At 49.3% G+C, this 18,216-nt stretch carries 15 protein-coding genes and 1 pseudogene; 4 read left to right on the top strand and 12 right to left on the bottom strand.

What is annotated here, in order from left to right; all coding sequences use genetic code 11:
• Positions 1-132 precede the first annotated feature (132 nt).
• The gene (locus tag ACTHSN_RS04275; protein WP_440365105.1) at positions 133-1,899 is read right to left on the bottom strand and encodes an ABC transporter ATP-binding protein/permease; all 1,767 of its coding nucleotides are present in this window, start codon (positions 1,897-1,899) and stop codon (positions 133-135) included.
• Between the two features lie 250 nt (positions 1,900-2,149).
• On the opposite strand from ACTHSN_RS04275, the gene ACTHSN_RS04270 reads away from it, so the two are divergent.
• The 3 genes from ACTHSN_RS04270 to ygfZ all read left to right on the top strand — a co-directional run bounded on the left by ACTHSN_RS04270 (position 2,150) and on the right by ygfZ (position 6,113).
• A complete protein-coding gene (locus tag ACTHSN_RS04270; RefSeq protein WP_440365104.1) occupies positions 2,150-4,372 on the top strand; it encodes a TonB-dependent receptor in 2,223 nt (740 codons plus the stop codon).
• Between the two features lie 197 nt (positions 4,373-4,569).
• Positions 4,570-5,133 carry a peptidylprolyl isomerase gene (locus tag ACTHSN_RS04265; RefSeq protein WP_070585669.1) on the top strand — a complete coding sequence of 188 codons (564 nt, stop codon included), beginning with the start codon at positions 4,570-4,572 and terminating at the stop codon, positions 5,131-5,133.
• 122 nt (positions 5,134-5,255) lie between these two features.
• Positions 5,256-6,113 carry a CAF17-like 4Fe-4S cluster assembly/insertion protein YgfZ gene (gene ygfZ / locus ACTHSN_RS04260; RefSeq protein WP_070695657.1) on the top strand — a complete coding sequence of 286 codons (858 nt, stop codon included), beginning with the start codon at positions 5,256-5,258 and terminating at the stop codon, positions 6,111-6,113.
• Between the two features lie 305 nt (positions 6,114-6,418).
• On the opposite strand, the pseudogene ACTHSN_RS04255 reads toward ygfZ, so the two are convergent.
• From ACTHSN_RS04255 to alaS, 4 genes and pseudogenes are all read right to left on the bottom strand, one after another.
• Positions 6,419-6,625 (bottom strand): annotated as a pseudogene (locus tag ACTHSN_RS04255) (class I SAM-dependent methyltransferase); the annotation flags it as partial.
• A gap of 371 nt (positions 6,626-6,996) precedes the next feature.
• Positions 6,997-7,746, bottom strand: coding sequence for a hypothetical protein (locus ACTHSN_RS04250; protein WP_440365103.1), 750 nt, complete (start codon positions 7,744-7,746; stop codon positions 6,997-6,999).
• A 12-nt stretch (positions 7,747-7,758) separates the two neighbouring features.
• On the bottom strand, positions 7,759-8,178 hold the full coding sequence (locus ACTHSN_RS04245; RefSeq protein WP_070695655.1) for a hypothetical protein: 420 nt from the start codon (positions 8,176-8,178) through the stop codon (positions 7,759-7,761).
• Positions 8,179-8,337: 159 nt separating this feature from the next.
• On the bottom strand, positions 8,338-11,244 hold the full coding sequence (gene alaS, locus ACTHSN_RS04240; protein ID WP_440365102.1) for an alanine--tRNA ligase: 2,907 nt from the start codon (positions 11,242-11,244) through the stop codon (positions 8,338-8,340).
• A gap of 250 nt (positions 11,245-11,494) precedes the next feature.
• Between alaS and ACTHSN_RS04235 the strand changes: the two genes are divergently transcribed.
• Complete coding sequence (locus tag ACTHSN_RS04235; protein WP_049322171.1) at positions 11,495-12,625, top strand: polyamine ABC transporter substrate-binding protein; 1,131 nt, start codon at positions 11,495-11,497, stop codon at positions 12,623-12,625.
• 170 nt (positions 12,626-12,795) lie between these two features.
• Here ACTHSN_RS04235 and ubiE read toward each other — a convergent pair whose 3' ends face one another.
• From ubiE to ilvD, 7 genes are all read right to left on the bottom strand, one after another.
• Positions 12,796-13,533: a bifunctional demethylmenaquinone methyltransferase/2-methoxy-6-polyprenyl-1,4-benzoquinol methylase UbiE gene (gene ubiE / locus ACTHSN_RS04230; RefSeq protein ID WP_004519946.1), complete on the bottom strand. Its 738-nt coding sequence runs from the start codon at positions 13,531-13,533 to the stop codon at positions 12,796-12,798.
• A 29-nt stretch (positions 13,534-13,562) separates the two neighbouring features.
• Complete coding sequence (locus ACTHSN_RS04225; RefSeq protein WP_440365101.1) at positions 13,563-13,928, bottom strand: MBL fold metallo-hydrolase; 366 nt, start codon at positions 13,926-13,928, stop codon at positions 13,563-13,565.
• A 20-nt stretch (positions 13,929-13,948) separates the two neighbouring features.
• Entirely contained in the window at positions 13,949-14,380 is a 432-nt protein-coding gene (locus ACTHSN_RS04220) for a gamma-butyrobetaine hydroxylase-like domain-containing protein (protein ID WP_070615267.1), read from the bottom strand.
• A 1-nt stretch (position 14,381) separates the two neighbouring features.
• The gene (locus tag ACTHSN_RS04215) at positions 14,382-14,615 is read right to left on the bottom strand and encodes a hypothetical protein (RefSeq protein WP_003746394.1); all 234 of its coding nucleotides are present in this window, start codon (positions 14,613-14,615) and stop codon (positions 14,382-14,384) included.
• A 76-nt stretch (positions 14,616-14,691) separates the two neighbouring features.
• Positions 14,692-15,981 (bottom strand): CAP domain-containing protein, encoded by a 1,290-nt coding sequence (locus ACTHSN_RS04210; protein WP_440365100.1) that lies wholly within the window; start codon positions 15,979-15,981, stop codon positions 14,692-14,694.
• Between the two features lie 69 nt (positions 15,982-16,050).
• Complete coding sequence (locus ACTHSN_RS04205) at positions 16,051-16,182, bottom strand: hypothetical protein (protein WP_256388404.1); 132 nt, start codon at positions 16,180-16,182, stop codon at positions 16,051-16,053.
• 68 nt (positions 16,183-16,250) lie between these two features.
• Entirely contained in the window at positions 16,251-18,110 is a 1,860-nt protein-coding gene (ilvD, locus tag ACTHSN_RS04200) for a dihydroxy-acid dehydratase (protein ID WP_440365099.1), read from the bottom strand.
• Positions 18,111-18,216: the final 106 nt, after the last annotated feature.

Here is an 18,216-nt window from a genome sequence, read left to right as displayed (position 1 = left end):
CGACGTTAACACAATGCAGAGTATAGCAAATAAACATGCCATAGCGTTTGAAAAGGCCGTCTGAAACGGCGATGACAAAATCGTTTGATTTCGTTTTTCACTGTTTCAGACGGCCTTTGCTATGCCATTAATTCAGCATTGTACATGACCGACATCGAGGCATAAATCATGGAATTCATTGAGCGTGCTGCGGTGGCCGATGCTGATGATGATGCTGTCGGGTAGTTTTTGCTTTAAGGCACGGTAGAGCATGGCTTCGGTCGGTTCGTCCAAGGCGGCGGTGGCTTCGTCGAGCAGGATGACTTTGGGCTGCGAGAGCAGGGCGCGGACGAAGGCGACGCGTTGTAGTTCACCCGGGGAGAGTTTGTGTTGCCAGTCATCAGATTTGTCTAATTTATCAACCAGATAACCTAATCGGCAGGTGTTCATGGCTTCGATCAGTTCCGGATGTTGTTTGTCGATGTCGGGGTAACAAATCGCATCGCGCAGGCTGCCTTGTGCCGTGTATGGGCGTTGCGGCAGGAAGAGGATGTCTTGATGCGGCGGATGGCTGACTTTACCGCTGCTGCCGAAAGGCCAAAGCCCTGCCAGCGCGCGCAGCAACGAAGTTTTGCCGCAACCGCTCGGGCCGCGTATCAGTAGGGAATTGCCGCTTTTGAGGTTGATGTTGATGCCGTCTAATAAAACTTCGCCGTTGTGGCGGTATAGGGCAACGTTTTCCAAGATCAGGCCGTCTGAAACTTCGGTAAGGTCGGGTTGTCGTGCGGTGTGTTTTTCTTCCGTACTCAGCAAAAAGCCGTACAGACGTTCCAGTCGGGCGCGGTAGGCGGTGAATTTGTTGTAGAACATTCGAAAGAAAGACAGCGCGTTTTGCAGTCGTGCGAAGGCTTGGACGGTCTGCTGGATGTCGCCGATTTTGATTTGTCCGGCAAACAGGCGCGGGGCTTGTAAAATAATGGGGAAGAGTTTGATGCCGTTGGTGAACATATCGTTAAAGCCGCTCAGGCAGACGCTTTGTCGCGCAATGCGCCAACGGTTGCGGATAATGGCTTTAAAGCGGTCGGAAAGCTGGTCGTGTTCGTGTTTTTCGCCGCTATAAAACGCCACGCTTTCGGCGTGGTCGCGCACGCGGATGAGGGAGTAACGGTAGTCGCCGTTGAGCTTTTCGTTTTCATAGTTGTAACGAATCAACGGGTTGCCTATCCACATGGCGATAAAGGTCGCCAAAATCACAAACATATAGACAAACCAAACGATGCCGTGCGGAATGTCGAAGCCGAACACGGTCAGGATGCCCGCCAAGCCCCACAAAACAACGGCAAATTCCAGCGAGGTAACGACCGAATTGACCATGCCGCGCACAAATTCTATGGTCGAGGCGATGAAATCCTGCGCGTCTTGTTGGATACGCTGGTCGATGTTGTCCGGCGCATGGCGGCGCATTTGCAGGCGGTAGTAGTTTTTGTCGGCAAGCCAGCGCGTTGTCAGCACTTCATTCAGCCGCTCCGACCATTTAATCGCCAAGCCTTGATCGAGAAAGTCGTTGACGACGTTGTTAAACGCCCGTACCAACACCACGCCGGCGTTCATCGCTGCAAACATCCAAAACGCGGAGGCGTTCAAATCCTGCATCGAGTCGTAAAGCCCTTTGGACATAAAGGTACTCAATACATTCAGCCGCACTTCGGTCAGCAGCAGCACAATCATCGCCGTAATCAGCAGCAAGACTTTGACCGCGCTTTTCGGCGTCAGGCACAGCCGCAGGATATAGGCAAACTCCCGCCCGAAGCGCGTTTCGCGTGCCAAAAACAGAATCACCGCCGAGGCGGCGGCGACCATCAATAAGGTTTGTAACAGCCAAGACGGCGTGGAATAAAGCTCGATTTGCCATTTTTGCATGTGCGTTGTCTCTTGAGGCAGGCAGCGGGCAGGGGTCGTCTGAAACCCTGATTCTCCGCTTAATAAAATAATTTACAATTACGATAGAAAAAGTTTTGATTGATGTTGTATTTTTATTTTTACAAATAGTTATCATCACTTTTTATAGAAAAGCAGAATGTTATCAAATATAATTCCGCAGCAAAATTACTTTGTGATTTTTAACGCTTATTGCAACAAAAATAACCCACCTCAAAGACAGAAGGAATTTATGAACAGCAAATTAGCCCTGATGCCGCTTTTGATTATGAGCGCATTTTCTTATGCCGCCGATGAAGCGACGCCCGAAGCCCCCGTGCAACAGCAGTTGCAGGAAGTCCATGTCCGCGCCGACGCCAAACGCGTCAAAGCCGCCCGCTCTTACTCCATCGCCAGCGACGGCGACTTGCGCGACCGCGTAAATTTGGGCGTATTGGGCAAAGCTAATGCCTTTACCGCGCCGATTACCGTCGTCAACTACGACGAACAAGCCCTTAACAACACCGAAGCGCGTACTTTGGTGGATGCCGTAGCAAAAAAAGACGCTTCCGTTTGGCAGTTTGGCGGAGAAAGCAACACGCTGACCGGCCTGTATTTCCGCGGTTATCAGCTTGATGCGCGCCAATTCAGCGTCAACGGTTTGGCAGGTATGTACGGCACGCAAGGCACAGCTAGCGTGCAAGTCGGCTCCGCACAACTGATTAAAGGCGCGTCCACCGCCGTAAACGGCATGGACCCTGAAGGCGCGGTATCCGGTTCCGTCAATATCGAAACCAAAAAAGCCGCCGATGAAGGCAACCGCAAAATCGGCTTGGGCTGGTTCAGCAACAACCGCGCCCAAGGCACATTCGACTTGGGTCAACGTTTCGGCGAAAACAAAGAATTCGGCGTGCGTGCCAACGGCAAACTGCGCCACGGCGACACCCCGCGCCACGGTTACAGCGAAGACAACAAAGAATTTGCCTTAAATGCCGACTACCGCGGCGAAAAACTACGCGTGGCGTTCGATTCCATCTACGCGAAACGCAAAACCAACGGCGGCCGCGCGCGTATGCAGGATATTCAAAACGCCAGCGGCCGCTTGTTTGACGCGCCTGAAGGCAAAGTGAATCTGGCGCCGAGCTGGCAGGCTCAAAACACGCGCGGTCAGACCAATATGCTGACCTTCGAATGGGATGCGTTTGAAAATGCCCAAATTACAGGCGGTATCGGCTACAACAATGCGCGCTATTATGGTAATTTCGCCTCTCCGACCGTTACGAGCAGCGGTTTGACCTACAATTCAGGTCGCGCACGTTTGACCGACCAGCGTTTCAAAACGCTCAGTATGAATCTGACTGCACGTGGCGAATTTGAAACCGGTCCGGTAAGTCACAACTGGAGTGCCGCATTTGACCGTATCGACCGCAAACGCACCACTTATCAAGGCGCACGTCAAACACGAAGCAGCGTTATCGATCCGAGCCTTGATATTCCAACTCAATTGGCAAAATTGGATTCCAACTTAGGAACGGCATGGAGTGCAACGCCTTCAGTGGATACCGTGATCAAAGTAAATAGTTTGGCGGTATCTGACACGCTGGGTTTTGTCGACAACAAATACCGCCTCACTTTGGGCGGACGTTTCCAAGCCGTCGAGCAGAAAAACAAATTAAACGGCCGCAAAGCAGATGCGAGCCGTTTCAGCCCAATGTTGATGGCGGCATGGGTTCCGCAGCCTGACTTGGTGGTTTACGGCAACTATATGGAAGATTTGGAGCCGTCCGACATCCGTACCGATGATGACGGTCATGTAACGATGGCAGATCCGCGCGTCAGCCGTCAGTTTGAAGTCGGCGTACGCAAAAACTGGGGCGATTTCGTAACGACGCTGAACGCATTCCAAATCAAACGTCCGGGTTACTGGCGCGGTAATACGACTTCAGGTACTGACTTCGCAATGCGCAAAAATGCAGGCTTGGCTTATAGCGGTTCCGAGCAAGGCATGGAACGCAGCCGCGGTATCGAGTTCAATACCTATGCCAATTTGTTGAACAAAACCCTGCGTCCGAGCTTTGGTTTGATGTATCTGCAATCGACCGTAAAAGATTACCCGAATTTCGCCGACAATCTTGTTAACGGCGTGCAAGTCGCCAACCCGCGCATGATTGCCAAAGCGGGCGTGGAATGGGACACCCCGTTTGCCAAAGGCTTGACCTTGAACGGCAACGTTTCGTACTTCGGCAAGTCTTACCAAGACACTCAAAAGCAATACGCCTTCCCATCCTATACCTTGGTTGACGTAGGCGCGCGCTACAAAACCAAGCTGGGTAAAAACACCCTGACCGTCAGCAGCTCGGTAGAAAACCTGTTCAACAAAAACTACTGGCAGGTACAGCGCGGCCAATACGACCGCAGCTTCGCAGTTGTCGGTATGCCGCGCACTTATTGGCTGAAAGCGGAATTGGATTTCTAATCTGATTTCGGTTTGACCGTAATAGCAGGCCGTCTGAAAGGGAATGATAAAGAGCAAGAATTTGTTTTATCCCTTTTCAGACGGCCTGATTTGATTGCCTTATGTTTTTCGCTTGAAAAATCTTACATGTTTTTTATGGATTTCACGCGAAACAAGGTTAATATTCCATTTTCACAATACATCATTCGAGAAGACATATGAAAAAATCCATCAAACTGACCCTGTGCGCCCTCGCACTCTCACTTTCCGTGCAAGCTCAAGCGGTTACCCATGCCGTGATTGAAACCAATATGGGCAACATCCAACTGGAGCTGGATGAAGTCAAAGCGCCAAAAACCGTGGCAAACTTTGTCAATTACGCCAAAAAAGGTTTTTACGACAACACGATTTTCCACCGCGTTATCGACAATTTTATGATTCAAGGCGGCGGATTTACCGAGAAAATGGTTCAAAAATCCACTGATAAAGCCATCACCAATGAAGCATACAACGGCTTGAAAAATAACGTCGGCACCATCGCCATGGCGCGTACCGGCGATCCGAATTCAGCAACCAGCCAGTTCTTTATCAATACAGCCGACAACGACTTTTTGAATTTCAAAAGCAAAACTCCTCAAGGCTACGGCTATGCCGTTTTCGGTAAAGTTACTTCCGGCATGGACGTCGTCCGCAAAATCAGCAAAGTAAAAACAGCGACACGCGGCTTCCACCAAGACGTTCCAACCGAAGCCGTGATTATCCGCAAAGTCAGCATCAAATAATTTTGATTGTTTGAACCCAAACAACAGGCCGTCTGAAACATTCAGACGGCCTGAATTTATTTATTTGATAGTAAGTGGCAATTTGGGCGATAATTCAGCATCTACTATTTAAGGAGTCGATTATGCAAACCCGCCTGCCTTTTTTCGGCGTTGTCCGTGTCAGCGGTGAAGACAGAGCTTCATTTCTTCATGGCCAATTATCCAACGATATTAATAATTTAGCTTCCGGTCAGGCATGTTACGCCACATACAATACGCCTAAGGGCCGTGTGTTGGCGAATATGCTGGTCGTCAATCGCGGAGAAGATTTACTGTTGGTCATGGCGCAAGATTTGACCGAAGCCATCGTCAAACGCCTGAGAATGTTTGTTTTGCGTGCAAAAGTCGTCTTCGAGTTGATGCCTGATTTAGCAGTCAGCGGCGAGTTGGCAGACAATGCAGCACCACATCCTGCTGCCGAACCGCAACTGTCTTTCCCGGCCCAAATTCAAGCAAACACCGTAGAAATCGCCTTGCCGCACACAGGCCGTCTGAAAATTTCAGCAGCCGAAAACGCAGCAGAATATCAAGCAGAAGCCGAAAACGCATGGAACCTGCACGAAATACGCAGCGGCTATCCGTGGATTTGCGCCGCAACCAAAGAAGCGGCCGTTGCCCAAATGCTCAACCAACACATCATCGGCGCCGTCCATTTCCGTAAAGGCTGCTACCCCGGCCAAGAAATCATCGCCCGCGCCCAATACCGAGGCCAAGTCAAACGCGGCCTGGCCGTATTAAGCGGCGATTCTTTGGAAGCTGCCGGTATTGCCGTCAAAATCGGCGAGGAAGAAGCAGGCGTTATCCTCAATGCGGCACTGACTGAACAAGGCAGCCTCAGCCTCGCCGTTATCAAGTTTTCCGCAGCAGAAGCAGCATTGACCGATGCAGACGGTAATGCTTTGAAACAGGAAGCACTGTTTTTTACGGTTGAGAAAGATTGATGTTAGATGATTGAATAAAAAGCTTAAATTTAAGGATTAATCAGCTTGAAATGAAAACAGAAAGGCCGTCTGAAAATTATTTTTCAGACGGCCTTTGATATTAAGTTTTGTTGGGTCATGACCCAAGCTGCGTTTGCTGCCGACTGGATTACGGCATGATTTGAAATCATTCGGTAGCAACAAAAACCGCGTGCGTGCGTACCGCACACACCCTACACCTCAATCTTAAGGTTTGCGTCGCCCGCAGTGGTAGGGTGTGTGGTCTAGCTACGCACGCGGTTGACAGGGGTGCGGGCTACAGCTTGCTGCGCCAGTGTCGGGCTGAAATAACCCGCCCCGCAGCCCACTTCCAAAATGCGGTGGTGCGGCGCAAGGTACAGCCGTTACACGATTTGTTGCGGCGAAAGCGCCCAGTTGCGCAAAGGAATTAGTAGCGTGAATGCAAGCTGATGCGGGAAGATTTTGCCTTTTTGCGTAAGTCCCTGCCAAATGCTTTTGAGCGTCTTAAACATGGGGATTCCTTTGGGTAGTTTGTTTCGCCGTGTGCCTGCACAATATACAGTATAAAAATAGTGTGCGTTTTTTCTAATCATCACAAAAAGCAGCCTGCATTTCGATTTTTGAAAGTGCAGGCTGCTTTCGATAGAGAGGGGCCGTCTGAAAATTATTTTTCAGACGGCCTTTGATATTCAGTTCCGTTGGGTACATGACCCAAGCTGCGTTTGCTGCCGACTGAATTACGGCATGGTTTGAAATCATTCGGTAGCAACAAAAACCGCGTGCGTGCGTACCACACACACCCTACACCTCAATCTTAAGGTTTGCGTCGCTAGCAGGTAGGGTATGTGACATGGCAACGCACGCGATTAGTGGAAATGCAAAGCTACAACTTGCTATGCTTGTTGATAGCTTTAAAATTCAATTCATTTTTATTTGTACTATTTTCATTTGTTTCATTTTGTAATACATTATTGTCAATGTCGATACTTTTATCTGTATTTCTAACGGCAAGATTCTTAGTCAATTCTTCATTATTTCTGTTAGGTAGATTTATAGTTCTTACTAAATTATTATATTTACCTTCAAAATCATTTTTTAATTCTTCAAGTTTTTGTTTAAAATCGTTACTGAGTTTTTCAGTTAATTTTTCTTTAAGTTCATCAATTTCATCTAATGCTTCATTAATTATTTCAGTTGATTTTTCTTTAAATTCATCAATTTCATCTAATGCTTTATCAATTCTTTGTGACTCTCTCAATGAGAAAAATATAGAAATTACAGTTATTAATACTGCGTATAAAGAAACTGAAAATGTTAGGGAGTTAATTATTTTATCTTGGTTATCTATTTTTATTTGTATATTTTCTATATATTCCTTTTGAATTTCATACCTAATTTGCTGGATTTTTTGTTGTATAACTTGACATTCACTTTTACTCTTACAAGTATATATCATATTCTTGGATGAAATTTCCTCTAGATAATTTTTATTGCTTTGTGTATTGTTGAAGTATATAAAAATTATTGGACTTATGCATAATGAAAATATGATCGTCATCCAAGAAATATTCCAAACAACATTCCAAATTTTATTATTTTTAGGTATAGATTCAGTTTTATTTTCATTAGACATTATTGAGTACCATTATTCAGATAAAAATTCATTTTTTAAGGAAGCAATACTTTCCTGTATGGCTGCCAGTGCGCGCTCAATTTTTCTATGTGAAATCTCTTCTTCTTCATCAATAAATATATCAACAAAGCAAATAGCAGTCTTTTCTTCTTGAAGTATAGTCCATTTAATTAACTTTTTTGTTAAATTTTCCTTAAGCAAGGTTTCTTGAATGTCATTACAAATTGGATTTAACTTTAAAACAGAAAAAAATTGTATAAAATCACCACCTTCTTGAATAGAGATTACTTGCATGAATCTCATATCCTGCTGTTCTTCGATGGAAAAACCTAATAAAAAACCATTAACTTCTTCATCGTATTTATATTTTAAAGAGTTCTTATTTAAATATGATATAATTTTTTTCTTTGTTGATTCAGTATTATATGCCATAATAATATCCTTTGCTGAGATTATTGTTTAACTTAAAACCAAATATAGAATAATTTGCCCATCTAGTTTTCTAATGTTTTTCACTAAAACTTAAATGAAATTAGATTTTTAAAAGGAGGTCGTGTGAGAGTTTTTTAGACGACCTCCTTTATCTACATATCACTCATTGTCAAAAACAAGTTTACTGTTCACCCAACCTTCCACGCTTCCCAGCATTTCAGGCAGTTTCGCAGCATCCGTACCGCCTGCCTGCGCCAAGTCAGGACGGCCGCCGCCTTTGCCGCCGACTTGTTCGGCTGCAAATTTAACCAGATCGCCTGCTTTGACTTTGGCAGTCAGCGGTTTCGATACGCCGGCGCACAGGGAGACTTTGCCGTCGTTTACTGCCGCTAAAAGAATCACGGCGTTGTCGGATTTGCCGGTTAAATCGGTCACGATTTCGCGCAGGGCGGCTGCGTCGGCTTCGATTTGTGCGGCAACGAGTTTGGCTGAGCCCAAGTCTTTAGCATCGTCCAAGAGTTTGGCGCCTGCGTGGACGGCGAGTTCGGCTTTGGCGCGTGCCAATTCTTTTTCCAATGCTTTGGCGTGTGCTGCGCCTGCTTGGATTTTCGCCAGTACGTCTTTTTCAGTTTGGGCTTTGGTTTCGGCAATAATGTCTTTAACCAAACGCTCTTGTTCTTGCGCCCATTTGAGTGCGTTCAGACCGGTGATGGCTTCGATACGGCGTACGCCTGCGGCAATACCGCCTTCGCTGATGATTTTGAAGAGGCCGATGTCGCCGGTGCGTGAAACGTGTGTACCGCCGCACAATTCGGTTGAAAACTCGCCCATTTGCAGTACGCGCACTTCGTCGCCGTATTTTTCGCCGAAGAGCATCATGGCGCCAGTTTTTTGGGCATCTTCCATGCTCATAATGGCGGCGTTGACGGCAACGTTGGCCAAAATGGCTTCGTTGACGCGGCGTTCGACTTCGGCGATTTCTTCGGCAGTTACTGCTTGAGGATGGGAAATGTCGAAACGGGTGGATTCGGCGGTAACCAAAGAGCCTTTTTGTTCAACGTGTTCGCCCAATACATCGCGCAGAGCTTTGTGCATCAAGTGGGTGGCGCTGTGGTTGCGCATATTGGCATTGCGGATTTCGTCATCCACTTTGGTGGTAACGCTGTCGCCGACTTTCAGACGGCCTGAAGTTTGTACGCCGAATTGACCGAATACGGCCGCTTTGATTTTTTGGGTATCGCGTACTTCGAAGCGGTTTTCGCCTGCAAAGATATAGCCGACGTCGCCAACTTGGCCGCCGGATTCTGCGTAGAACGGGGTAAAGTCGATAACGACGGCACCTTCGTCGCCTTCGTTCAATTCGTTGACTTGCTCGCCGTTTTTGTAGAGGGCGAGGACTTTAGATTCGGTTTGGCGTTCGCTATAACCTTTAAACTCGGTATCCTGACCTTCGTAAGGCAGTTGGGCGTTGGCTTTGAAGCTTTGTGCGGCGCGTGCGCGTGCGCGTTGTGCATCCATTTCGCGGTTGAAGCCTTCTTCATCCAAATCGATGCCCAATTCGCGCGCCATGTCGGCAGTCAGGTCGTAAGGGAAGCCGTAGGTGTCGTAGAGTTTGAAGATGTGTTCACCACCGATAACGAGTTTGCTGTTGGCGATGTTGTCCATCAAATAGGCATTTAAGGCTTCGGCAAACGGTTTTTCCGCGTCGGGAATATGGGCGGTTTCCAAAGCAGCCTGCAAATCGATATACATGCCTTCGTTCAGGCTACCTGAAACTTGGGGACGGATAACGATTTGCTTTTTGCCTGAAGCGGCACGGGAGGCGGCGGTGAATTCCACACCCTCTGCGGTTTTCAATGCCAGTGGTTTGCCCGCACCATCTTGCGGCAGCAGGCTTTCCAGTTTCAAGAATTTCATGCCGTTGAACACTTGATTGAACAAGCCCATGCCTTTTTCCAGCGTTTCGCCGAAACGGCTCTCTTCCGCGCGCAGGGCTTCCATAATCTGCGTCTGCTTCTCTTTCAACTCAGGATAAGCATCACCCATTACTTTCACCAAGTCGGGCACGAGTTTGTAGAAAAACGCTTGTTTCTGACCGAGTTTGTAACCGTGGCGTACGGCGCGGCGGACGATGCGACGCAGTACATAGCCGCGGCCTTCGTTGGACGGCATCACGCCGTCTGCAATCAGGAAGGAGCAGGAGCGGATGTGGTCGGCGATGACTTTCAGGCTTGGTTCTTCCATGCTGAACGGCGCGCCGGTTTCGCGGGCAACGGCTTTGAGCAGGTCTTGGAACAGGTCGATTTCGTAGTTGCTGTGGACATGCTGCATGACGGCGGCCATACGTTCCAAGCCCATGCCGGTATCAACGGATGGTTTAGGCAGCGGATTCATATTGCCTTGTTCGTCGCGGTTGAACTGCATGAATACGCAGTTCCAAATTTCGATCCAGCGGTCGCCGTCTTCTTCAGGGCTGCCCGGAATGCCGCCCCAGATTTCTTCGCCGTGGTCGTAGAAAATTTCGGAGCAAGGGCCGCAAGGGCCGGTGTCGCCCATTTGCCAGAAGTTGTCGGATGCGTATTTCGCGCCTTTGTTGTCGCCGATACGGACGATGCGCTCGGCAGGCATGCCGATTTCGTTCAACCAAATGTTGTAGGCTTCGTCGTCTTCTGCGTAAACGGTCGCCAAGAGTTTTTCTTTAGGGATATTCAACCATTCGGGAGAAGTCAGGAATTCCCAAGCGAAGTGGATCGCGTCGCGTTTGAAGTAGTCGCCGAAGGAGAAGTTACCCATCATTTCAAAGAAGGTGTGGTGGCGGGCGGTGTAGCCGACGTTTTCCAAGTCGTTGTGTTTGCCGCCTGCGCGTACGCATTTTTGCGCGGTAGTGGCGCGGTTGTAGGGGCGTTTGTCAAAGCCGAGGAATACGTCTTTAAATTGGTTCATGCCTGCGTTGGTAAACAGCAGGGTCGGGTCGTCGTGTGGCACGAGCGAGGAGGAGCGGACGATGGTGTGGCCTTTAGATTCGAAAAATTTCAGGAATTTTTGGCGTAGTTCGGTGGTTTTCATAATGTCTCGATAAATTTTTTACAAGGATTTCAGACGGCCCGGACGGCGCGTTGCGATTAAAAACGAATGGGCGTTATCTTACCGCAAAACCATATTTCAAGCTATCGGCAGAAAGGTTTTAAGTTGGCGGCAAGCTGTCTTTCAGACGGCTTCAAGCGGGTCGATATCTTTTAGCAATGAAGCCTATCCGCCCCGGCTTGCCTGCTTTATAATGCCTTTCTCTTTTCAACCGGATACGCAAGGAATGATAATGGCCAAACATCTGCCCCTCATCGTACTGACTGCGCTGGCATTGGCCGGCTGCGGCGGCTCGGACAAAACTTCTGCCGACAAGGCGGCGCAAACCGATAATCAAAAGGTATTGAGCATTTACAACTGGTCGGAATATGTCGATCCCGAGACGGTTGCCGCGTTTGAGAAAAAACACGGTATCTCAGTAACTTATGATGTATATGACAGCGATGAAACGCTGGAGAGCAAGGTATTGACCGGCAAGTCGGGTTACGACATCGTGGGTCCATCCAATGCGTTTGTCGGTAGGCAGATTAAGGCAGGTGCGTATCAGAAAATCGACAAATCCCTGATTCCCAACTATAAAAACTTGAATCCTCAGTTGATGAAGCTGATGGAAGGCGTTGATCCGAACCACGAATATGCCGTTCCGTTTTATTGGGGGACTAACACTTTTGCCATCAATACCGAGCGTGTGAAAAAGGCTTTGGGTACGGACAAACTGCCGGACAATCAATGGGATTTGGTGTTTAACCCCGAATACACGTCCAAACTCAAGCAATGCGGCATCAGCTATTTGGACAGCGCGGCAGAGATTTATCCTATGGTATTGAATTATATGGGTAAAAATCCAAACAGCAGTGAAACGGTGGATATTAAGGCGGCTACGGAAGTCTTGAAGAAAAACCGTCCGTACATCAAGCGTTTTACCTCGTCCGGTTTTATCGATGATTTGGCGCGCGGCGATACTTGCGTAACAATTGGTTTTGGCGGCGATTTGAACATTGCCAAACGTCGTGCCGAAGAAGCGGGCGGCAAGGAAAAAATCCGTGTGATGATGCCGAAAGAAGGCGTGGGAATTTGGGTGGATTCGTTTGTGATTCCGAAAGATGCCAAACACGTGGCCAATGCCCATGCGTATATCAATGATTTCTTAGATCCTGAAGTTGCGGCGAAAAACGGCAATTTTGTTACTTATGCGCCGTCCAGCAAACCAGCTCAGGAGCTGATGGATGAAGAGTTTAGAAACGACAATACGATTTTCCCGACTGATGAAGATTTGAAAAACAGCTTTATCATGGTGCCTATTCAACCTGCGGCGTTGAAATTTATGGTCCGCCAATGGCAAAGCGTGAAAGCAGGAAAATAAGCTGATTTGAATCATATTCAGGCCGTCTGAATGGTGTAACCGAAATCCTTGATTTCGTTTTACGGCTGTTCAGGCGGCCTTTGGTTTGTGTCAGACTGGCTTGAATAAGGTTTGAAAAAAACAAAGGGCGTGTCTATCAATCACGCCCTTTGTGTTTGTTTCAGACGGCCTTAGAATTTCACGCCTTTATGCAGGGCAACGATGCCTGCGCTCATGTTGTGGTAATCCACGCTGTCGAAGCCTGCATCCAGCATCATTTGCTTCAAAGTTTCTTGGTCGGGGTGCATACGGATGGACTCGGCAAGGTATTGGTAACTGTCGGCATCTTTGGCAATCAGTTTGCCCATAATCGGCAACAGTTTGAAAGAGTAGAGGTCGTACACGCCTTCCAAAGGTTTGTACACTTTTGAGAATTCCAACACCAGCAGGGTGCCGCCCGGTTTCAATACGCGGTACATTTCTTTCAGCGCGGCATCTTTGTGCGTCATGTTGCGCAGGCCGAATGCGACGGAAACCAGATTGAAATAGTTGTCGGGGAACGGCAATTTTTCAGCGTCTGCCAACGATACGGGCAGAATCATGCCTTCGTTGAGCAGGCGGTCGCGGCCGACCGTCAGCATGGAGGAATTGATGTCTGTCAGCCAAACTTCGCCTTCTTTGCCCACGCGTTTTGCCCAGCCTCGGGACAAATCGCCTGTGCCGCCGGCGATGTCCAATACTTTGTCGCCTTTTTTCAGGCGGGCGGTATTGATGGTGAAATGTTTCCAAACACGGTGCAGACCGCCGGACATTACGTCATTCATAATGTCGTAGTTTTTTGCCACGGAGTGGAAGACTTCGGCAACTTTGCCTGCTTTTTCGTCTTCGTCAACGGTAGAGAAGCCGAAATGGGTTTTGTGGTCGCTCATAGTGTCTGCCTTCTTAAAATAATACGGATTCAGATATCGAATACGTCGAAATCGCCAACCACTTTCGACGCGGGAAATATAGTTTGTGCCTGCCGCTCCAGCATCAGGCGTTGTTCTTCTTCGGTATAACGTGCGCTGATGTGGATCAGGTAAAGTTGTTTCACATTGGCTTGCAAGGCCAGCTTGGCGGCATCGGATACGGTCGAATGGAATACTCGTTCCGCTGTCTCTTCATTGCCTGTCGCAAAGGTTGCTTTATGCACCAAAACGTCTGCGTTTTGTACGGAGCATGCTGCACGCGGACAGGCTTTGGTATCGCCGAAGATAGCCACTACCCGTCTTTTTTTGGGCGGGGAGAGGAACGCTTTGCCGTCAATGGTCCTTCCGTCATTCAAGCTTACGGTCTTGCCTTTTTTCAGACGGCCTTTCCGCCGCAACCGCCGCTACCGCAGGAATGTGTGTGTTTGTGTTTTAAATCTTCTGCACTTGGCATTCTGGACGCGCCGGCTTTTTCGAGGCGGTCGAGATAGTCTTGCCAAAGCGCGTCTTGATTGTGCGCCAGTCGGTAGAGATAGTCCCAATCGTAAAGGCCGCTGTCGTGGCCGTCTGAAAAAGTAATTTTCAATGCGTATTGACCGACGGGGTCTAAATCGGTAATGCTGACTTCGGCTTTGCCTGTTTGCAAAACATCCTGACCGGGGCCGTGTCCGCGCACTTCCGCGCTGGGCGAGTACACGCGCAGGTATTCGGCAGGAAGGCTCTTGGCACCGTCAACATAGACCAAAGTCAGTACGCGCCGTTCTTTTTGGAGGCGGATTTCTTGTGGAATTTTATCGGCTTGGGTCATGTCATGCTCCGTTCTTTTTACGCAAATAGGCAACGCGTACAGAAAAAATACCGCCAAGTACAGCAAACAGCACGATTGCGTAGAGTGAAAACCGTATCAGGCCCACTTGTGTGTCCGCCGTCAGCCCTAAGGGCAGCAACATCACGGCAACGAACAGTAAAAATGCGGCCAACATGGCGGCAATGCTGGCAAAGGCATAGCGGGTATTGGCTGCTGTTTGCGGATGTTTGGTCATATTGGATAGCTTGCCGTAGGGTGGTGAGGCGGTATTTTATCAGTTTTTTGGTGCTTCATGCCGTCTGAAAACGGCTTTATTTCCATAAATAAAGTGTAATGGCGCGCCTGTCTTCGCCTTCGGGCATTAAGCGGATGCTGCTGCCTTTGCTTCCGTTGACACGGATAATGATGCCGCCGGCCTGCCGCTCGATGATGTCGAGTTGGGTGTCGCGGTTCATGCGGTAGTTGTAGCGTTCGCATTGCTTCAAGCACCAAAAATCCTGCCAATGGATAAAATATTTTTGTCCGGATTCGATGGCCAGCGTTTCGCCGCCTTTGACGATGAAATAAGGATAATCGGGTTTTTGCGTGCTGAATGTCCATTCGGCCGTTCTGTTTTTTCCGTTTTGACGGTATTCGAACACGGCACGGTAGTTGGTGTCGTATTCCAATGGCTGCAAAGGAAACAGCGCAAATTGACGTTCGGTCAGGAGGCGGTTTGGGTCATTATCTTTATCTAATATTTTGACGTCTCTGATTTCTTTTGTGTCCTGATACAGTTTGAACGAACGCATTTTGACCGGAGGCGATTGTTCTGAGAACGCGATGCTGACCGGATTGCCGGTCATTTCATAATGAGGCATAGGGTCGGGACGTTCGCCATGGAAAACCGGTAAAGCGAAGTTGCCTTGCGGATAGGTGATGTAAGGCCGGAATTTGCGGTTGGAGATTTCATCCGCATAAACAATGGAATGGCCATGACAGGCATCTTGATAAAACGAGCGGCTGAGGTCGGAGAGGGGGCGGTTTTTTTGGCAGAGGCTGTTGAATCTGCTGTCGCCCTGATTGATGCTCAGCGCGATTTGTTTGCCTTGCGATTCAAATGCGGCTCCGGCCTCGTCGATATTTTGATCGAGTAAGGAGAGACGGTGGTAAATCGCCGTCATCAGATTATCCAGCTGATGTTGGGCAGGTAGATGGCTGTTGATTTTTTCGTTTGGCGGATGCTGGCCGGTGCTGACGTTTTCGTGCACGCCTTTATAGGCATAACCGGCTTTGCGCGTGCGGTCTGATGGGCGTGGGCCTGTATAAAAGGGATTGTGTGTATTGTGTTCGTCATGTCCGTCGTCAGGGTTTTGCAGCAGATAGCGGGCATGATTGCGCGCGGCACGTTCGAGTGTGGCTGAGTGCGCCAGTGCGGGCAGATTGGCTGAGGCGCGGAGGAAGTTTAAATACGCCAAAGCGTCAAAATCGGCAACGGCAGAACGATTTTGTGGCGGTTGGGCATAGATGAGCTGGTCTTCGGAATAGCGATGGGTTTCGTAGTATTGGAATATGCCGAGGGTGACGGCAAAACCACCCAGCCAGTAAAGAATGTGTTTCATTATATGTACTGCGTTCAGACGGCCTTGAGCTACGGCTCTTTCCCCCTTGAAACTCATGCCGTTAAATGATTATTTTGATAGCGGCTTGACTTGGAATGCTTCAGGATGGGATTTGAAATATTCGACAGCGATAAATCCGCCGCCAATAATAATCAAGAGGGCAATGGCCATGCCAATCATCGCTAAAATGAATTTGTCCATATTTGTCCGTTTGAATGAAGGCCGTCTGAAACACTTGAAAGCGTTCAGACGGCCTTAAGTCAGGTTAATTAACGTTCGATTTGCGATACGTCGCGTACTGCGCCTTTGTCGGCGGAAGTCGCCATCGCGCCGTAGGCACGCAGGGCTGCGGAGACGTGGCGGTCGCGGTTTTCCGGTTTCCACGCTTTACTGCCGCGTGCTTCCATTTCGGCACGGCGTGCGGCAAGCTCTTCATCGGAAATGACAAGGTGGATGCTGCGGTTTGGAATATCGATTTCGATGGTGTCGCCTTCGTGTACCAAACCGATGGCGCCGCCTTCTGCCGCTTCAGGCGAAGCGTGGCCGATGGACAGACCGGAAGTACCGCCGGAGAAGCGACCGTCGGTCAGGAGGGCACAGGCTTTGCCCAAACCTTTGGATTTCAGGTAAGAAGTCGGGTACAGCATTTCTTGCATGCCCGGGCCGCCTTTAGGGCCTTCGTAGCGGATGATGACGATATCGCCTGCCACGATTTGGTTGCCCAAAATGCCTTCTACTGCATCTTCTTGGCTTTCAAATACGCGGGCGCGGCCGGTAAATTTGAGGATGCTCTCGTCCACGCCTGCGGTTTTCACTACGCAACCGCGCTCGGCAATGTTGCCGAACAATACTGCCAAGCCGCCGTCTTGCGAGTAGGCATGTTCGACATCGCGGATACAGCCTTTTTCGCGGTCGAGGTCTAGGGTTTTCCACATACGGTTTTGCGAGAACGCCTGAGTAGTGCGCACGCCGCCGGGAGCCGCTTTGAAACGCTTGATGGCATGGGTGTTTTCAGGGTTGGTCACGTCCCATTTTTCAATCGCATCTTTCAGTGTCGGCGCGTGGATGGTGTACACGTCGGTGTGCAGTTTGCCTGCTTTGTCCAATTCTTTCAGGATAGCGAAGATGCCGCCTGCGCGATGCACGTCTTCCATGTAGTAGTCGTGGTTGTTTGGCGCGGTTTTGCAGATGCAAGGTACAACGCGGCTCAGGCGGTCGATGTCTGCCATTTTGAAATCGACACCGGCTTCGTTGGCAACGGCCAACAGGTGCAAAATGGTATTGGTAGAGCCGCCCATGGCAATGTCCATGGTCATGGCGTTTTCAAACGCTTTTTTGGTGGCAATGCTGCGCGGCAACACGGTTTCGTCGTCTTGTTCGTAGTAGCGTTTGGTGATTTCGACAATCATGCGGCCGGCTTCGAGGAACAATTCTTTGCGGCCTGCGTGGGTCGCCAAGTATGAACCATTGCCCGGCAGGGAAAGGCCGAGTGCTTCGGTCAGGCAGTTCATGGAGTTAGCGGTAAACATGCCTGAGCAGGAGCCGCAAGTCGGGCAGGCGTTTTGTTCGACTTCTTCGACTTGCTTGTCGCTGATATTGTCGTCAGCCGATTCGATCATGGCGTCAATCAAGTCCAAACGGCGTTCGGGTTGAATGTTTGCAACTCCGATAACTTTACCGGCTTCCATAGGGCCGCCGGAAACGAAGATGGTCGGAATGTTCAGGCGCATGGCGGCAATCAGCATGCCCGGGGTAATTTTGTCGCAGTTGGAAATGCACACCAGCGCGTCGGCGCAGTGGGCATTCACCATGTATTCGATAGAGTCGGCAATCAGGTCGCGGCTGGGCAGGGAGTAGAGCATACCGCTGTGGCCCATGGCGATACCGTCGTCAATGGCAATGGTGTTGAATTCTTTGGCAATGCCGCCGGCTTTTTCGATTTCACGGGCAACCAGTTGGCCCATATTGTGCAGGTGCACATGGCCTGGGACGAATTGGGTGAAGGAGTTGGCAATGGCGATAATCGGTTTGCCGAAGTCGGTTTCCATTACGCCGGTCGCACGCCACAATGCGCGCGCACCTGCCATATTGCGGCCGTGGGTAGAGGTTTTGGAGCGGTATTCAGGCATTTTTGTTCCTTTGTTTTATGCTGAGGCCGTCTGAAATAGGCTGGTTGGTTGGCGGCCCGTTGTAGAAATAACTGGCTATTTTATACCAATTACGAGCGATGAAGCA

Origin of the sequence: Neisseria sp. P0009.S010, from assembly GCF_051958545.1 — a bacterium.
Taxonomy (GTDB): Bacteria; Pseudomonadota; Gammaproteobacteria; order Burkholderiales; family Neisseriaceae; genus Neisseria; species Neisseria subflava_A.
Note: the sequence above shows the minus strand (reverse complement) of the source record. Positions and strands in the feature narration are given on the sequence as shown.

Excerpts from the sequence above, each read along its gene's own strand:
- ACTHSN_RS04275 (WP_440365105.1), bottom strand. The coding sequence starts at position 1,899 with ATGCAAAAATGGCAAATCGAGCTTTATTCCACGCCGTCTTGGCTGTTA.
- ACTHSN_RS04270 (WP_440365104.1), top strand. The coding sequence starts at position 2,150 with ATGAACAGCAAATTAGCCCTGATGCCGCTTTTGATTATGAGCGCATTT.
- ACTHSN_RS04265 (WP_070585669.1), top strand. The coding sequence starts at position 4,570 with ATGAAAAAATCCATCAAACTGACCCTGTGCGCCCTCGCACTCTCACTT.
- ygfZ (WP_070695657.1), top strand. The coding sequence starts at position 5,256 with ATGCAAACCCGCCTGCCTTTTTTCGGCGTTGTCCGTGTCAGCGGTGAA.
- ACTHSN_RS04250 (WP_440365103.1), bottom strand. The coding sequence starts at position 7,746 with ATGTCTAATGAAAATAAAACTGAATCTATACCTAAAAATAATAAAATT.
- ACTHSN_RS04245 (WP_070695655.1), bottom strand. The coding sequence starts at position 8,178 with ATGGCATATAATACTGAATCAACAAAGAAAAAAATTATATCATATTTA.
- alaS (WP_440365102.1), bottom strand. The coding sequence starts at position 11,244 with ATGAAAACCACCGAACTACGCCAAAAATTCCTGAAATTTTTCGAATCT.
- ACTHSN_RS04235 (WP_049322171.1), top strand. The coding sequence starts at position 11,495 with ATGGCCAAACATCTGCCCCTCATCGTACTGACTGCGCTGGCATTGGCC.
- ubiE (WP_004519946.1), bottom strand. The coding sequence starts at position 13,533 with ATGAGCGACCACAAAACCCATTTCGGCTTCTCTACCGTTGACGAAGAC.
- ACTHSN_RS04220 (WP_070615267.1), bottom strand. The coding sequence starts at position 14,380 with ATGACCCAAGCCGATAAAATTCCACAAGAAATCCGCCTCCAAAAAGAA.
- ACTHSN_RS04215 (WP_003746394.1), bottom strand. The coding sequence starts at position 14,615 with ATGACCAAACATCCGCAAACAGCAGCCAATACCCGCTATGCCTTTGCC.
- ACTHSN_RS04210 (WP_440365100.1), bottom strand. The coding sequence starts at position 15,981 with ATGAAACACATTCTTTACTGGCTGGGTGGTTTTGCCGTCACCCTCGGC.
- ACTHSN_RS04205 (WP_256388404.1), bottom strand. The coding sequence starts at position 16,182 with ATGGACAAATTCATTTTAGCGATGATTGGCATGGCCATTGCCCTCTTG.
- ilvD (WP_440365099.1), bottom strand. The coding sequence starts at position 18,110 with ATGCCTGAATACCGCTCCAAAACCTCTACCCACGGCCGCAATATGGCA.